The 15,267-nt window shown below is 62.7% G+C and carries 14 protein-coding genes; 9 read left to right on the forward strand and 5 right to left on the reverse strand.

What is annotated here, in order from left to right; genetic code table 11:
- Nucleotides 1-19: 19 nt before the first annotated feature.
- Nucleotides 20-1,612: a bifunctional phosphoribosylaminoimidazolecarboxamide formyltransferase/IMP cyclohydrolase gene (gene purH, locus VZC39_RS03485; protein WP_434665731.1), complete on the reverse strand. Its 1,593-nt coding sequence runs from the start codon at nucleotides 1,610-1,612 to the stop codon at nucleotides 20-22.
- A gap of 417 nt (nucleotides 1,613-2,029) precedes the next feature.
- Between purH and zntR the strand changes: the two genes are divergently transcribed.
- Nucleotides 2,030-2,470, forward strand: coding sequence for a Zn(2+)-responsive transcriptional regulator (gene zntR, locus VZC39_RS03490; protein ID WP_434668333.1), 441 nt, complete (start codon nucleotides 2,030-2,032; stop codon nucleotides 2,468-2,470).
- Between the two features lie 109 nt (nucleotides 2,471-2,579).
- Entirely contained in the window at nucleotides 2,580-2,795 is a 216-nt protein-coding gene (locus tag VZC39_RS03495) for an alternative ribosome-rescue factor A (RefSeq protein ID WP_349921065.1), read from the forward strand.
- 113 nt (nucleotides 2,796-2,908) lie between these two features.
- On the opposite strand, the gene hemW is transcribed toward VZC39_RS03495, so the two are convergent.
- Both hemW and VZC39_RS03505 read right to left on the reverse strand, forming a co-directional pair.
- Nucleotides 2,909-4,054, reverse strand: a complete 1,146-nt coding sequence (gene hemW / locus VZC39_RS03500; RefSeq protein ID WP_434665734.1) for a radical SAM family heme chaperone HemW — start codon at nucleotides 4,052-4,054, stop codon at nucleotides 2,909-2,911.
- A 171-nt stretch (nucleotides 4,055-4,225) separates the two neighbouring features.
- On the reverse strand, nucleotides 4,226-4,822 hold the full coding sequence (locus VZC39_RS03505) for an XTP/dITP diphosphatase (protein ID WP_349921067.1): 597 nt from the start codon (nucleotides 4,820-4,822) through the stop codon (nucleotides 4,226-4,228).
- A gap of 233 nt (nucleotides 4,823-5,055) precedes the next feature.
- Here VZC39_RS03505 and VZC39_RS03510 point away from each other — a divergent pair, with 233 nt between their 5' ends.
- From VZC39_RS03510 to VZC39_RS03520, 3 genes are all read left to right on the forward strand, one after another.
- Nucleotides 5,056-6,222 carry a multidrug effflux MFS transporter gene (locus VZC39_RS03510; protein WP_349921068.1) on the forward strand — a complete coding sequence of 389 codons (1,167 nt, stop codon included), beginning with the start codon at nucleotides 5,056-5,058 and terminating at the stop codon, nucleotides 6,220-6,222.
- A 155-nt stretch (nucleotides 6,223-6,377) separates the two neighbouring features.
- Nucleotides 6,378-7,427 (forward strand): oxidoreductase, encoded by a 1,050-nt coding sequence (locus VZC39_RS03515; RefSeq protein ID WP_349921069.1) that lies wholly within the window; start codon nucleotides 6,378-6,380, stop codon nucleotides 7,425-7,427.
- 308 nt (nucleotides 7,428-7,735) lie between these two features.
- Nucleotides 7,736-7,981, forward strand: a complete 246-nt coding sequence (locus VZC39_RS03520) for a hypothetical protein (protein WP_050719122.1) — start codon at nucleotides 7,736-7,738, stop codon at nucleotides 7,979-7,981.
- A gap of 106 nt (nucleotides 7,982-8,087) precedes the next feature.
- Here VZC39_RS03520 and VZC39_RS03525 read toward each other — a convergent pair whose 3' ends face one another.
- A complete protein-coding gene (locus VZC39_RS03525; RefSeq protein WP_349921070.1) occupies nucleotides 8,088-8,543 on the reverse strand; it encodes an NfeD family protein in 456 nt (151 codons plus the stop codon).
- Nucleotides 8,540-9,457: an SPFH domain-containing protein gene (locus VZC39_RS03530; RefSeq protein ID WP_349921071.1), complete on the reverse strand. Its 918-nt coding sequence runs from the start codon at nucleotides 9,455-9,457 to the stop codon at nucleotides 8,540-8,542. Before VZC39_RS03530 ends, VZC39_RS03525 begins: the two co-directional genes overlap by 4 nt.
- A 198-nt stretch (nucleotides 9,458-9,655) precedes the next feature.
- Here VZC39_RS03530 and cysG point away from each other — a divergent pair, with 198 nt between their 5' ends.
- From cysG to VZC39_RS03550, 4 genes are all read left to right on the forward strand, one after another.
- Entirely contained in the window at nucleotides 9,656-11,083 is a 1,428-nt protein-coding gene (cysG, locus tag VZC39_RS03535; RefSeq protein WP_434665740.1) for a siroheme synthase CysG, read from the forward strand.
- A gap of 97 nt (nucleotides 11,084-11,180) precedes the next feature.
- On the forward strand, nucleotides 11,181-12,089 hold the full coding sequence (gene cysD / locus VZC39_RS03540; RefSeq protein ID WP_434665743.1) for a sulfate adenylyltransferase subunit CysD: 909 nt from the start codon (nucleotides 11,181-11,183) through the stop codon (nucleotides 12,087-12,089).
- A gap of 11 nt (nucleotides 12,090-12,100) precedes the next feature.
- The gene (cysN, locus tag VZC39_RS03545) at nucleotides 12,101-13,528 is read left to right on the forward strand and encodes a sulfate adenylyltransferase subunit CysN (RefSeq protein ID WP_434665746.1); all 1,428 of its coding nucleotides are present in this window, start codon (nucleotides 12,101-12,103) and stop codon (nucleotides 13,526-13,528) included.
- A gap of 4 nt (nucleotides 13,529-13,532) precedes the next feature.
- A complete protein-coding gene (locus tag VZC39_RS03550) occupies nucleotides 13,533-15,257 on the forward strand; it encodes an SLC13 family permease (protein WP_434665748.1) in 1,725 nt (574 codons plus the stop codon).
- Nucleotides 15,258-15,267: the final 10 nt, after the last annotated feature.

A 15,267-nucleotide genomic window follows, 5' to 3' on the forward strand; every position in this document is an offset into this window, starting at 1 on the left:
CACGGCGCGGCCCCAGGTATCAGTGACGGAAGTGGCGCATGTTGGTGAACACCATGCACATGCCGTGCTCGTCGGCGGCGTCGATCACTTCCTGATCCCGCATGGAGCCACCCGGCTGGATGACGCAGGCGATGCCGGCGGCAGCGGCGGCGTCGATGCCGTCGCGGAACGGGAAGAAGGCGTCGGAGGCCATGACGGAGCCCGCCACCACCAACCCTTCATCCTCGGCCTTGATGCCGGCGATCTTGGCGGAATAGACCCGGCTCATCTGACCGGCGCCGACGCCGATGGTCTGGCCCGCCTTGGCGTAGACGATGGCGTTGGACTTGACGAACTTGGCGACCTTCCAGCAGAACAGCAGATCTTTCAGTTCCGCCTCGGTGGGCTGGCGCTTGCTGACCACGGTGAGATCCCCGAGAGAGACCATGCCCAGATCGCGCTCCTGCACCAGCAGGCCGCCGTTGACGCGTTTGAGATCAAAGCCTTGAGCCGGTGCCGTCCACTGACCGCATTCGAGCAGACGTACGTTCTGCTTGGCGGCCACGGCCTCGCGGGCCTCTTTGCTGACGCTGGGGGCGATGATCACTTCCACGAACTGGCGATCCACGATGGCCTTGGCGGTGGCGCCATCCAGTTCGCGGTTGAAGGCGATGATGCCGCCAAACGCCGAGGTGGGGTCGGTCTGCCAGGCGCGCTCGTAGGCGCCGAGCAGATCGCTGCCGATGGCCACACCGCAGGGGTTGGCGTGCTTGACGATGACGCAGGCGGGCTCATCGAACTCCTTCACGCATTCCAGCGCCGCGTCGGTGTCGGCGATGTTGTTGTAGGAGAGCGCCTTGCCCTGCAGCTGGATGGCGCTCGCGACAGAGCCTGGGGCGGCCTGCTCCTCGGCGTAGAAGGCGGCAGCCTGATGGCTGTTCTCGCCGTAGCGCATGTCCTGCTTCTTGATGAACTGGCTGTTGAAGGTGCGCGGGAAGCGGGACTCTTCGTCTCCTTCCTTGTTGTCGCCGTAGGATGGCACCAGGGTACCGAAGTAGTTGGCGATCATGCCGTCATAGGCGGCGGTGTGCTCGAAGGCGGCGATGGCGAGATCGAAACGGGTGGTGAGGGTCAGGCTGTTACCGTTGGCATCCATCTCGGCGATGACGCGGCCGTAGTCGGCGGCCTTGACGACGATGGTGACGTCCTTGTGGTTCTTGGCGGCGGAGCGCACCATGGTCGGACCGCCGATGTCGATGTTCTCGACCGCATCGGCCAGGGTGCAACCCGGCTTGGCGACGGTGGCGGCGAAGGGATAGAGGTTGACGACGACCATGTCGATGGGGGAGATAGCGTGCTGGGCCATGATGGCGTCATCCTGATCGCGACGGCCGAGGATGCCGCCGTGTACCTTGGGATGCAGGGTCTTGACGCGCCCATCCATCATCTCGGGGAATCCGGTGTAATCGGAGACCTCGGTCACCGGCAGACCCGCTTCTGCGAGCAGCTTGGCGGTGCCGCCCGTGGAGAGCAGGGCGACGCCACGTTCGTTGAGTGCCTTGGCAAATTCCAGGATGCCAGTCTTGTCAGACACACTCAGCAGTGCACGGCGAATGGGTCGAGCTTGTTCCATCACACTATCGTCCTCAGCATAACGGGGACAGGTCCATGAGAGGCGAGGCTCAGCACAGAGAGTCCCCAAATAAATGGAAGTGGGGGATTTCACAAACCACTCTCGCCAGGCCGGGGCCGGCAACAGCATTTTAGGAAATGCCCGTTTGATGCGACGCTCTCTTGTGGGCGCGTATTCTACACAAAAAATGTGAGCCGTGGTGGATTTTTTACAATCACAAACCCTTGTCTGGCGCGGTGTTAAACGTTTTCTGGTCAATTTTTGTGAAACGTTTGTCTTTTCAGTGTTTTGGCAGGAAAAACCACGTCGGCCTCCCCTTGTCTGCCCCTTTCCTGCCTTTGGCTGGTAATCGGTGAGCAAAGGGGTGATAGTGAGAGCTGGTTTATATTGAGTACCCATTCCAGCAGGAGAGTGATGATGTATCGCATCGGGGAACTGGCCAAGGCGTGCGGGGTAAAGGCGGATACCCTGCGCTTTTACGAGAAGAACGGGCTGCTCTCGCCGGGTCTGCGCAACGACTCCGGCTATCGTGTCTATGGCGAGCAGGACCGGCGACGGTTGGAGTTCATCATCCGCGCCAAGTCGGTGGGTTTTTCCCTGGCGGACATCGGCGAGCTGCTGGATCTGGATACCAACAAGGCCAGGGTCACCTGCCAGGAGGTCAAGGCGGTGGCCGATGCCAAGCTCACCCAGGTGGAGCAGAAGATCCTCGAGTTGAGCCGCTTTCGTGAGAACCTGAAGCAGCTCTCCAACATCTGCTGCGGCGGGCCGCGCTCGGCAGAGCACTGCGCCATCCTGGAGACCCTGGAATCGGGGGTACCATCCCGCCACGAGCACCATGATCACGAGCACTCATAAACCCGGCCCCCACCCCTTGCGGCGGGAGCCGAACAGGCGCACAATCGGCGCGTTTTTATCACGTGTGGCGATTTTATCGCCATGTTTAATGACCAAGGCAGGAGTCTATATGGCCAAGAAGAGACGAGTCGATATCATCGACCAGGCCCACGATCATCAGCGTGGCATCATCCAGGACAATCATCTGAAGGCCCTGGTGACCTCCCCCCTGTTCCAGGCGCGGGTCGAGGCGAGCAAGAAAGGCAAGGGCAGCTATCAGCGTAAGGCCAAGCACGGCAAGCGGTGGGAGCCCGGCCAACAGCGGATGCAACGCGTCTGCTGCTGAGCGGGTTTCCACCCCTTCATCTCAAAACAATCAGGGCGCCCATGGCGCCCTGATTGTTGTTGCGAAAGCGGCCGTTTGCTCACGGCTTCGCTGCAAGATGTGTGAACGCCTTCTCACTCGTCCATGAAAAGCTCGAGCAAGACGTTGAGATAGCGATGACCGAGGGAAGTCAGCTGCCAGCTGTCGCCGAGATCCAGGATGAGCTCCTTGGTCTGGGCGATGGCGAGCATGGTCTCCACCCGCTCCAGCGCCAGGCCGGTATAGGCCTCGAATTCCGCCTTGGGGGCCGGCTCGAACAGCCGGAACCGGTTCATGAAGTACTCGAGGGGCAGATCGTCCTCGGTCACCGTCCACTGGCTGTCCAGATAGGCGCGGGCGGGATCCAGATAGCCTTTGGGGTGCTTCACCTTGGCGGTGCGCAGGATCTGCTGGCTGGCAAGATCCGTCACCTTGCCGTGGGCGCCACAGCCGATGCCGAGATAGTCGCCAAAGCGCCAGTAATTGAGGTTGTGACGGCACTGATAGCCCGCCTTGGCGTAGGCCGAGATCTCGTACTGCTGGTATCCCTGGGCGGTGAGCATGGCGTGGCCCTGCTCGTAGATGTCCCACAGGGTGTCATCTTCCGGCAGGGTGGGGGGTTTGGAGGCGAATGCGGTGTTCGGCTCTATGGTGAGCTGATACCAGGACAGATGCGGCGGCGCGCAGTCGATGGCCTGCTGCAGGTCATAGAGCGCATCTTCCAGGCTCTGATCCGGCAGGCCGTGCATCAGATCCAGGTTGAAGGTGGGCAGTGATATGGCGTGAGCCAGCTCGGCGGCCTTGCGCGCCTCCTCTGGCCCGTGGATGCGGCCGAGTCGGGTCAATTTCTCCTGCTGGAAGCTCTGCACCCCGATGGAGATGCGGTTGATGCCCGCTTTCTGGAAGCCGGCGAACTTGTCCGCCTCGACGGTACCCGGGTTCGCCTCCATGGTGATCTCGCAATCCGGAGTCAGGGGGATGCGCGCCCGCACCCCGTCCAGCAGGGCCAGCATGGCCTCCACGCTCAGCAAACTGGGGGTGCCGCCACCGATAAAGATGGAGGAGAGCGGTCGTCCCTGGGCCCAGTGCAGATCCTGCTCCAGATCCTCCAGCAAGGCGGCCACGTACTCGAGGTGGGGCAGCTCTCCCTTCTGGGCGTGGGAGTTGAAGTCGCAGTAGGGGCACTTCTGGACGCACCAGGGCACGTGGATATAGAGGGAGAGAGGCGGCAGTTGCAGCATGGGTATTCCAGTGTTCAGCAATCAGGGATCAAAACGGGGGCCAACTCTACTGTTCCCCGCCATCGCTGGCAATGGTTGTGGCACAAGCTGGGAACGATGAGCAAAACGGGGGCCGATGGCCCCCATTGTAGATGAAACGCGCTGCGGCGTATGCCGGTGCCAGGTGTGGCCTCAGTGGGCCGCGGCCAGGGCGGCCTTCAACTTGGCCAGGGCCTGGCCCCGGTGGCTGAGCTGGTTTTTCAGCTCGCTCGGCATCTGGGCCGAGGTGCAGTCGTGATCCGGCACGAAGAACACGGGATCATAGCCAAAGCCGTGCTGGCCGCGGGGTTCGTCCAGGATCATCCCCTCCCAGCTCGCCTGGCAGATGATGGGGGTAGGGTCGTCGGCGTGACGCATGTAGACCAGTACGCACCAGAAGCGGGCGCTCTTGAGGTAGTCGGGGGCACCCTGAAGCTCTGCCAGCAGCTTGTCGATGTTCTCCTTGTCGCTGGCACCCGGGCCTGCGAAGCGGGCGGAGTAGACACCGGGGCGGCCGTGCAGCAAGTCCACCTCCAGACCGGAGTCGTCGGCGACGGCGGGCAGACCGGTGATGCGGGCGGCGTGACGGGCCTTGATGATGGCATTCTCGACGAAGGTGGTGCCGGTCTCCTCGGCATCGGTGACGGCGAACTCGCTCTGGGGGATCACCTGGATCTTCATATCGGCCAGCATGGCGGCCAACTCCTTCACCTTCTTCTGGTTACCTGTTGCCAGGACAAGCTTGCTCATCACGCACCTCCGCAAAAATTAATCTGCGCATTCTATGCGGGGCAGGCGTTTAGGCAAAGCGCTGATTAGCTCCCGTCGGAACTGGCCGGGGCTGGGATGCGCTGCTCGGAGCTGTGGTAAAAATACATCTTTCCTCAGTGGAATAACCAAAGTGATTAAATGCCATTTCAATTCATTACTCTGAGTCAGTAGACTCGCGCACCAATTCAATCCCCTGGTCTTGAGGTGAACTGATGCCATTGATCCTTTTGCTCGTACTCCTGGTGTTGTTCAGCCCGCTGGCCATCGACATCTATCTGCCCGCCATCCCCCAGATGGCGGAGCAACTCGGCGCCGAGGTGACCCTGATGCAGGGCACTATCACCTGGTTCCTGTTCAGCATGGGGCTGGGCCAGTTGCTGGTGGGGCCGCTCGCCGATCGTTACGGTCGCAAACCCATCGCGCTCGGCGGCGTGCTGCTCTACGGCCTGAGCGCCCTGGCCGCCGGTTTCGCGGCCAGTCTGGGGGAGCTGATGCTGGCCCGGGTGCTGCAAGGCTTCGGCGCCTGCGCCACCTCGGTGGCGGCCTTCTCCGTGGTGCGTGACAGCTATGGCCCCAAGAAGAGCGGCCAGATGATCTCCTACTTGAACGGTGCCATCTGCTTCATCCCCGCCCTGGCCCCCTTGCTCGGTGGCTGGCTCACCGCCAAGGCGGGCTGGTCGGCCAACTTCTGGTTTATGGCGGGCTATGCCGTCATCGTCGGCAGCTGGCTGCTGTGGCGCATGCCGGAGACCCGTCCGGAGGAGACCAGCAGCGCCGGTCCGCTCATCAGCTGGTCCCGCTACAGCCCGGTGCTGCGCTCCCCCAGCTTCCTGTTCAACGCCGGCCTCTGCATGCTGTCGATGGCGGTGATCCTGGCCTATGTCACCGCGGCCCCCGTGCAACTGATGGTGAAGCTGGGTCTGGACATGAACGGCTTCAGCTACTGGTTCACCGCCAATGCGGCACTGAATATCCTGGCCTGCTTCCTGGCCCCGCGCTTCATTGCCAGGGTTGGCCCAAGGCGCACCCTGCGCATCGGCCTGCTGGTGATTTCGCTCTCGGCCATCGCCCTGACCCTGGTGCAGCACATCGAGCACCCGCTCGCCATGATGGGCCCCGTGTTCCTCTCCAGCATCGGCTTCGCCATGGTGCTGGGAGCGGCTGCCGGCATGGCGCTTGCGCCCTTCGGCCACTGCGCCGGCACGGCGGCAGCCCTGCTCGGTCTGTTCCAGATGAGCGGCGCCGGCGCCCTGGTGGGGATCACCGGTGCCCTGGTGGCGGATCCCCTCAATCAGCTGGCGCTGCACATGTGGCTGCTGCTGCCGCCCCTGCTGGTGCTGCTGACGCGCCACGGCCGCCGTCTCTGCCTGCAGCCTTGAGTGCCAGGGGCGTGCATCCGTGATGGATAAGGCCCCTGTACTGGCGATAAATCCTGTGCTCTGATGGGCACAATCAGGGGGCCTTGGGCCCCTTTCTTCTTGGGACGCACTCGTCTGTGCCCCTTTATACGGATGACTTCAGCGGAGAACAGCGGATGAGCCAGACAATCAATGCCGCCCTGGTGGGCTATGGCTATGCAGGCCAAACCTTTCATGCCCCCTTCCTGGTGACCACGCCGGGCCTCACCCTGCGCTGGGTGGTGAGCCGAGATGCCGCCAAGGTGCACGCCGAGCTGCCGGGCAGCCAAGTGGGGACGCTGGAGCAGGTGCTGGCCGATGAGAGCGTGGATCTGGTGGTCATCGCCACCCCGAACGATACCCATGCCCCCATCGCCCGTCAGGCCCTGCTGGCCGGCAAGCACGTGGTGATCGACAAGCCGTTCGCACTGGATCTCGCCGAGGCGAAGGCGCTGGTGGAGCTGGCGCAGAAGCAGCAGCGGCTGCTCAGCATCTTCCACAACCGGCGCTGGGACGGGGACTTCCTCACGGTGCGCCGCCTGCTCGCCGAAGATGCCCTGGGACAGATCGCCCAGTTCGAGTCGCACTTCGACCGTTATCGTCCCGAGGTGCGCCAGCGCTGGCGGGAGGCGGGCGGCCCGGGCTCGGGCCTGTGGTTCGATCTCGGCCCTCACATCCTGGATCAGGCGCTGCAGCTGTTCGGCCAGCCAGAGTGGATCCAGGCCGATCTGGCGGCGCAGCGTCCCGGCGCCCTGAGCGATGACTATTTCCACGTGGTGCTGGGCTACGGGCCGCTGCGGGTGATCCTGCACGGCAGCTGCCTGGTCTCTGCCGACATGCCCCGCTTCGTCATCCACGGCAGCCGCGGCTCCTTCATAAAGTTCGGCATGGATGTGCAGGAGCCGCAGCTCAAAGAGGGCCTGCGTCCTCCAGTGGCGGGTTGGGGAGTGGATCCCGCGCCGGGCCAGATCAGCCGCATGGTGGAAGGGCTGCCCGGGCAGGAGCCGGTGAAGGGGGAGGCGGGCAACTACGGCACCTACTATAGCGGCGTCTGTGCGGCCATCCGTGGCGAGGCAGGCAATCCGGTGCCGGCCGACGAGGCGCTGGCGGTGATGGCGCTGCTGGATCTGGCCCGGGAGAGCGACAGCCAGGGCCGTCGGCTGAGTTGTCAGAAGTTGTCTGACTGATCCCGGGCTTTCACGCAGAATTCGATGGTATTCAATAGCGGCCAACCACTGTGGGTTGGCCATTTTTTGGATGATTATTGTGCCAAATTGCGTTTTTAATTGGCTTTTATATTAATTTTTGTCGCTATAGCAGTTATTTTTATCCAGCCCACGAGAAAATATCATTGTGATACGCGTTTTCATCGGCTGTGTATGGCGTTATATTTCGCGCGTCTCTTGGCTCCCGTTCTGATGGTTTTTTCACGGGGACAAGGGGCACAGTGATGGCCCTGACGGCCGTCTCTCCATCTTTATTTGAGGATATGTACATGAACAAAGTACTGGTAGCCGGTATCCTGGGTCTGATGTTGACCGCTTGTGGTCAGAAAGAAGAAGCCGCCGCTCCGGCCGCTACTCCGGCCGCCGACGTTGCTGCAACCGTTGAGAAGGCTGCTTCCGACGCTTCTGCCACCGTAGAGAAGGCTGCTTCTGAAGCCTCTGCTACCGTAGAGAAAGCTGCCGAAGACGTGGCCACCAAGGTCGACGCTGCAGTGAGCGATGCCAAGGCCAACTAAGCCTGCACCTCATCTGAAAACGGGCCCGACGCTAGCGTCGGGCCCGTTTTTTTATGGCCGTGTTTTGAAAAGTGGCAGGTTGCCTGCATCAGCCCGCTGAATCGACTCAGGCCAGCGGCTCCACCAACAGGATATGGGAGTCGGCACCGATGACCTTGACCCGGCTGCCTGCCGGCAAGGGCTGGGCACAGCGCACCGTCCAGACGGTGTCGTCCAGATGGACCCGACTCATGCCCTGGCTCACCTCGTCGAGCAAGGTGAGCTCCCGCCCCAGATAGCTCTGCATCCGCTCGTTGATGGGGGCGGCGGCATCCTGCAGTGAGCGATCCCGCCTGTGCTGCCAGCGCCACCAGGCCCAGGTGGTCAGCAGGGACTGCACCGCAAACAGCAGCAGTTGTACCTGCCAGCCGAAGGGCCAGAGCAGCAGCAGTATGCCCACTTCCAGGGCGGCAATGCCGGTCCAGAGCAAAAAGCCCACAGACCCCATCACCTCGATGGCCAGCAGGGCGAAGCCCAGCCCCAACCAGTGCCAGTGGGTCAGCCCCTCCAGCAGGGCGCTCATGGTTGCTTGCCAGCCTTGTTGAACAGCTCGGCCATGCCGGCGACCGAGCCTATCAGGCTGCCCGCCTCCAGCGGCATCATGACGATCTTGCTGTTCGGGCCTTCGCCGATGCGGGCGAGAGCCTCGGTGTATTTCTGGGCGACGAAGTAGTTGATGGCCTGCATATCCCCTTCAGCGATAGCTCTTGAGACCATATGGGTCGCCTTGGCTTCCGCCTCGGCGGCCCGCTCCCGCGCCTCGGCGGCGAGGAAGGCGGCCTGACGCTCACCCTCGGCCTTGAGGATCTGGGACTGTTTCTCCCCTTCGGCCTTGAGGATCCGTGACTGACGCACCCCTTCGGCTTCCAGCACTTCGGCCCGTTTCTGGCGCTCGGCTTTCATCTGGGCGTTCATGGCGTCGATCAGCGCCATCGGCGGGCGCACATCCTTGATCTCGATCCGGGTCACCTTGATGCCCCAGGGGGCGGTGGCGGCGTCCATGGTGCGCAGCAGCTTCTCGTTGATGGTGTCGCGCTGGGAGAGCATCTCGTCCAGCTCCATGGCGCCGAGCACGGTCCGCATATTGGTCATGGTCAGGTTGCGGATAGCGCTGGTGAGATCGTTGACCTCGTAGCCCGCTTTACGCGCATCCACCACCTGCACGAAGCTGATGGCGTCGATGGTGACGTTGGCGTTGTCCCGGGAGATCACCTCCTGAGCCGGGATGTCCAGCACCTGCTCCATCATGATGATCTTGTGGCCGACCCTGTCCACGTAGGGAATGAGCAGGTTGAGGCCGGGGGAGAGGGTGCGGGTATAGCGGCCGAAGCGCTCCACCGTCCAGTTGTAGCCCTGGGGCACTATCTTGATGCCGGCGCTCAGGGTCGCGAGCACCAGGAACACGAAGATCCCCAATACAATCAATGACTCATTCATTATTAAGCTCCTTATGAAACACTTTCACTAGCCTAGAGTCTGGTGCGCAGCACCACAAGGACATTCACTCGCCTTTGCCATTGTGCAGGTTTACTAATTACTAAAACGCATTAAAGAGCATTTTTTATTATTTTGAAGGAATAAGCAGCCTGCCTATAGTCGCCCCAGTTGTCGTCGTATGCCGAGGAATGGGCCGAGATGGATTATTTACCTATGTTTGCCAAGTTGGAAGGCCGCCCGGTACTGCTGGTGGGCGGGGGCGAGGTCGCCCTGCGCAAGGCGCGCCTGCTGCTGGCATCGGGTGCCCGGCTGACACTGGTTTCCCCGGTCATCGACGCCGCTTTCAGCGAATTCCATGGCCGCTTCACCCATCTGGCGGAGCGCTTCAGCCCCGAGCATCTGGCAGGCCAGCAACTGGTGGTGGCCGCCACCGACGATGCCGAGGTCAACGCCCTGGTCTATCAGAGCGCCAACCAGCGCGGGCTCTTCGTCAACCTGGTGGATGACCCCGAGCGTTCCAGTTTCATCTTCCCCTCCATCATCGACCGCAGCCCCATCGTGGTGGCCGTCTCCAGCGGCGGCAAGGCACCTGTGCTGGTGCGCCTGCTGCGCGAGCGGCTCGAGAGCCTGCTGCCCCGCCACCTCGGCGGCCTGGCCGAGCTCTCCGGCCGGGTGCGCAGCAAGGCCAAGCGGGTGCTGGAGTCTATCTCTGATCGTCGCCGCTTCTGGGAGCGGGCCTTTGCCTCCAACACCCTCGGCAGCCTGGTGGAGAAGCAGGACTGGCAGGGGGCAGAGCATTGGCTGAACGAGGGGCTCGACAAGGCGCAGACCGAGCTGGGCGAGGTCGTGCTGGTCGGGGCCGGTCCCGGCGATCCGGGCCTGCTGACCCTCAAGGCACTACAGCAGATCCAGCAGGCGGAAGTGGTGCTCTATGACCAGCTGGTTTCCCCCGAGATCCTGGATCTGGTGCGCCGTGATGCCACCCTGGTGTCGGTCGGCAAGAAGGCGGGTGCCCACAGCGTGCCGCAGGAAGAGACCAACCGCCTGCTGGTGGAATACGCCAGGGCAGGCAATCGGGTGGTGCGCCTCAAGGGGGGCGATCCTTTCATGTTCGGCCGCGGTGGCGAGGAGCTGGAAGTGCTGGCCGCCGAAGGCATCCCCTTCTCAGTGGTGCCCGGCATCACGGCCGCCGCCGGTGCCACCGCTTATGCAGGCATTCCACTTACCCATCGTGACCATGCCCAGAGCGCCGTCTTCATCACCGGCCACTGCCAGAGCGAGGGCAAGGAGCCGGACTGGCAGCAGCTCGCCGCCACCAACCAGACCCTGGTCATCTACATGGGGCTGATGCGCTCCGAGCACATACAACAGCAGCTGGTGAGCCATGGCCGCAGCGGCACCACCCCGCTCGCCATCATTGAACGGGGCACCCAGGCCAGTCAGCGGGTGCTGACCGGCACCCTGGATGAGCTGGCGAGCCTGGCGAGTCAAGCCCAGAGCCCGTCCCTCATCGTCATCGGCGAGGTGGTGGCCCTGCGCAAGCAGCTCGCCTGGTTTGCCGAAGGGGGAAGCCCCCTGAGCGATGAGTTCGGCAGCACGGATTTGAAACTGGTGAGCCTGGCCTGAGGCCGCTCACCCCATCGATTTTTTGGCGCAGCCCAGGCTGCGCCGCACTGAACCCGAAGCGCGCCGAGGCGTGCTGGCAATGACAGAGGACCCAGACATGGATCGTGAAAGATTGACGCATTTGCAGCAGCTGGAAGCCGAGAGCATCCACATCATCCGCGAGGTGGCTGCCGAATTTGAAAACCCGGTGATGATGTACTCCATCGGCAAGGACTCCTCCGTCATGCTGCACCTGGCCCGCAAGGCCTTCTACCCGGGCAAGATCCCCTTCCCGCTGCTGCACGTGGATACCAACTGGAAGTTCAAGGAGATGATCAAGTTCCGGGACGAGACCGCCAAGAAATACGGGCTGGATCTCATCGTCCACAAGAACCCGGACGGTCTGGCCATGGACATCAACCCCTTCGTGCACGGCAGCGGCAAGCACACCGACATCATGAAGACCGAGGGGCTCAAGCAGGCGCTGAACAAGTACGGCTTCGATGCCGCCTTCGGGGGCGCACGCCGGGACGAGGAAAAATCCCGCGCCAAGGAGCGGGTCTACTCCTTCCGTGACAAGTCCCACCGCTGGGATCCCAAGAACCAGCGTCCCGAGCTGTGGCGCGTCTACAACGGCCAGGTCAACAAGGGGGAGAGTATCCGGGTGTTCCCGCTCTCCAACTGGACCGAGCTCGACATCTGGCAATACATCTATCTGGAAAACATCGACATCGTGCCCCTCTACTTCGCGGCCATGCGCCCGGTGGTGGATAAAGGCGGCATCAAGATCATGGTGGACGACGAGCGCATGCCCATCGGGCCGGAAGACGAGGTGAAGCATGAGCTGGTGCGCTTCCGTACCCTCGGCTGCTACCCGCTGACCGGGGCCATCGAATCCAATGCCACCACCCTGACCGAGATCATCGAGGAGATGCTGGTGACCACCTCCAGCGAGCGGCAGGGGCGATTGATTGACCACGATCAGGCGGGCTCCATGGAGCAGAAGAAGCGTCAGGGATATTTCTAAGGAATCGACACATGAACAACCACATTCAAACCGCCATCACGGAACAGGGCATCGAAGCCTACCTGCACGCCCAGCAGCACAAGAGCCTGCTGCGCTTTCTCACCTGCGGCAGCGTGGATGACGGCAAGAGCACGCTCATTGGCCGCCTGCTGCACGACTCCCAGCAGATCTATGAAGATCAGCTCAAAGCCCTGGAATCTGACAGCCAGAAGCTCGGCACCACCGGCGAGAAGCTGGATCTGGCGCTCTTGGTCGACGGCCTGCAGGCCGAGCGCGAGCAGGGCATCACCATCGACGTGGCCTACCGCTATTTTTCTACGGCGAAACGCAAGTTCATCATCTCGGACACCCCGGGCCACGAGCAGTACACCCGCAACATGGCCACCGGCGCCTCTACCTGCGATCTGGCCATCATCCTCATCGATGCCCGCAAGGGGGTGCTGGATCAGACCCGTCGCCACAGCTTTATCGCCAGTTTGCTCGGCATCAAGCAGTTCGTGGTGGCGGTCAACAAGATGGATCTGGTGGAGTTCAGCCAGGCCGTGTTCGAGCGCATCAGTGCCGAATACCGTGAGTTCGCCAAGAAGCTCAGTGTCGACACCATCCACATCGTGCCGGTCTCGGCGCTGGACGGGGACAACGTGGTCAACCAGAGCGACAAGCTGGCCTGGTATCAGGGTGAAACCCTGCTCTCCTTGCTGGAGACCGCCGAGGTGGAGCGCGAGCTGGAGCGCCATCCGGTGCGCCTGCCGGTGCAGTATGTGAACCGCCCGAACCTGGACTTCCGGGGCTTTGCGGGCACGCTCGCCTCCGGCGTGCTACGGGTGGGTGACAAGCTGGCGGTGCTGCCGTCCGGCAAGCAGAGCACGGTGACCCGCATCGTCACCTTCGACGGGGATCTGGAATACGCCCTGCCGGGTCAGGCCATTACCGTGACCTTTGCCGACGAGATCGACATCAGCCGTGGCGATCTGCTGGTGGATGCCGCCCATCAGCCCCAGGTGACCCAGAATGTGCTGGCTCACATCGTCTGGATGGGGGAGGAATCCCTGCAGCCGGGCCGTGCCTATGACGTCAAGCTGGCCACCAAGAAGAGCCGCGGCCAGGTGGAGGCGATCCGTCACCGCGTCGAGATCAACAAGCTGGACGAGCTGCCAGCCTCCGAGCTCAAACTCAACGAGATAGGCCTGTGCGAGCTGAGCCTGACCGACCCGGTGGCGTTCGACCCGTATCAGGAGATCCGCGACACCGGCAGCTTCATCCTGATCGACCGTCTCTCCAACGTTACCGTCGGCGCCGGCATGATAGTGCAAGGCTTGGCCGCCAAGGTGGTAGCAGGGCAGTACAGCGAGTTTGAAATCGAGCTCAACGCCCTGGTGCGCAAGCACTTCCCCCACTGGCAGGCACTTAGCCTAGGTAACGAAACAAACAAGGAGTAGGCCCATGACCTGGCAACAATCCCTGGTGCTGGGTCTGCTGGCTGCCCTCGTGGTCCTGCTGATCCAGGGCAAACTCCGTCCGGCGCTGCTCTTCTCGGGCGCCGTGCTCATCACCTACCTGAGCGGGCTGGCGGACATCAACGCCGTGGTGGCGGGCTACACCAACAGCGCCCTGCTGACCCTGGTGCTGCTGTTGCTGGTGTCGCTCGCGGTGGAGAAGACCCGGATCATGAGCTGGTTTGCCAATCTGGTGGGCACGGGCTCGTTCAACAAGGTGCTGGTGAAGGTGTGGTTCTCTACCGCCTTCCTGTCGGCCTTCGTCAACAATACCGCCGTGGTGGCCTCCATGCTGGGGGCGGTCAAACGCAACCCCAACCATGCGCCGTCACGGCTGCTGCTGCCCATGTGCTTCGCGGCGACCTTCGGCGGGGTGCTGACGCTGATCGGCACCTCCACCAACCTCATCGTCAACAGCTTCCTCGTCAAGATGGGGGCCGAGCCCCTCGGCATGTTCGACTTCTTCATGGTGGGTGCAGGGACCCTGCTGACCGGTCTGGTGGCCGTGCTGCTGTTTGCCCGCCACCTGCCGGAGCAGGACACCGAGATGAGCCGGGAATCCGGCTACTTTCTGGAGGCCAAGGTCGGGATTGGTTCGCCCCTGGCCGGGCGCAGCGTCAAGGAGAACGGCCTGCGCAGCCTCAAAAGCCTCTATCTTGCCGAGATCATCCGTGGCAACCAGGTGATCTGCCCTGTGCAGCCGGAGCACGAGCTGCACGAGGGGGACATGCTGCTGTTTTGCGGCGACGTGGAGAGCGTCGGCGTGTTGCAAGAGCTCAAGGGGCTGGATCTCTACGGTCAGCATCGCCTCAACGGCCAGCATCTGGTGGAGGTGATCGTCAGCCACAGCTCGCGCCTGGTGGGGCAATCCATCAAGGATGCGGAGTTTCGCACCCACTTCGATGCCGTGGTGCTGGCGGTGCGCCGTGGTGAGACCCAGCTCACCGGCGGGCTCGGCCAGATTGAACTGCACGCGGGGGATACCCTGCTGCTGGCGCCCGGCCCCAAGTTTGCCAGCAACAAGTCCCTCTCCCGGGAGTTCGTGGTGGTGAGCGGGCTGGAAGCCTCCACCCGTCTCGATGGCAAGCGCAGCGCCGCCGTGGTGCTGGGTTTTCTCGGGGTGTTAGCGCTGTCGGTGCTGGATCTGGTGCCGCTGTTCAAGGGCTTGCTGGTGATGCTGGTGGCGCTGCTGTTCTCCCGCATCCTGACCCTGGACGAGATCCGCCGCCGCTTCCCGCTGGATATCTGGCTGGTAGTGGGCGGGGCGCTCGCCATCGCCGATCAGCTGGAAAAAAGCGGCCTGGCCCGCCTCATCGCCGACTGGCTGATGGGGGAGTTCAACGGCGCCAGCCCCTTCATCGCCTTCCTCGGCATCTACCTCTTCACCCTGGTGCTGACCGAGTTGATGAGCAATAACGCCGCGGCGGCCCTGGCCTTCCCCATGGGCTATCAGCTGGCGCTCAGCATGGATGTCTCCACCATGCCGTTCATTCTGGCGGTGCTGTTCGGGGCCAGCTCCAGCTTCATACTGCCCTACGGCTATCAGACCAATCTGATGGTCTACGCGGCGGGCAACTACAAGATGCCGGATTACCTCAAACTGGCCTTGCCGGTCTCCCTGGCCTACAGCATCGGGGTGATCATCATGGTGCCCCTGCTGTTCCCGTTCTAAGGCGGTGCCA

The sequence above is a fragment of the Aeromonas sp. NJAU223 genome (assembly GCF_051125555.1).
In the GTDB taxonomy this organism is placed as follows: Bacteria; Pseudomonadota; Gammaproteobacteria; order Enterobacterales; family Aeromonadaceae; genus Aeromonas; species Aeromonas veronii_G.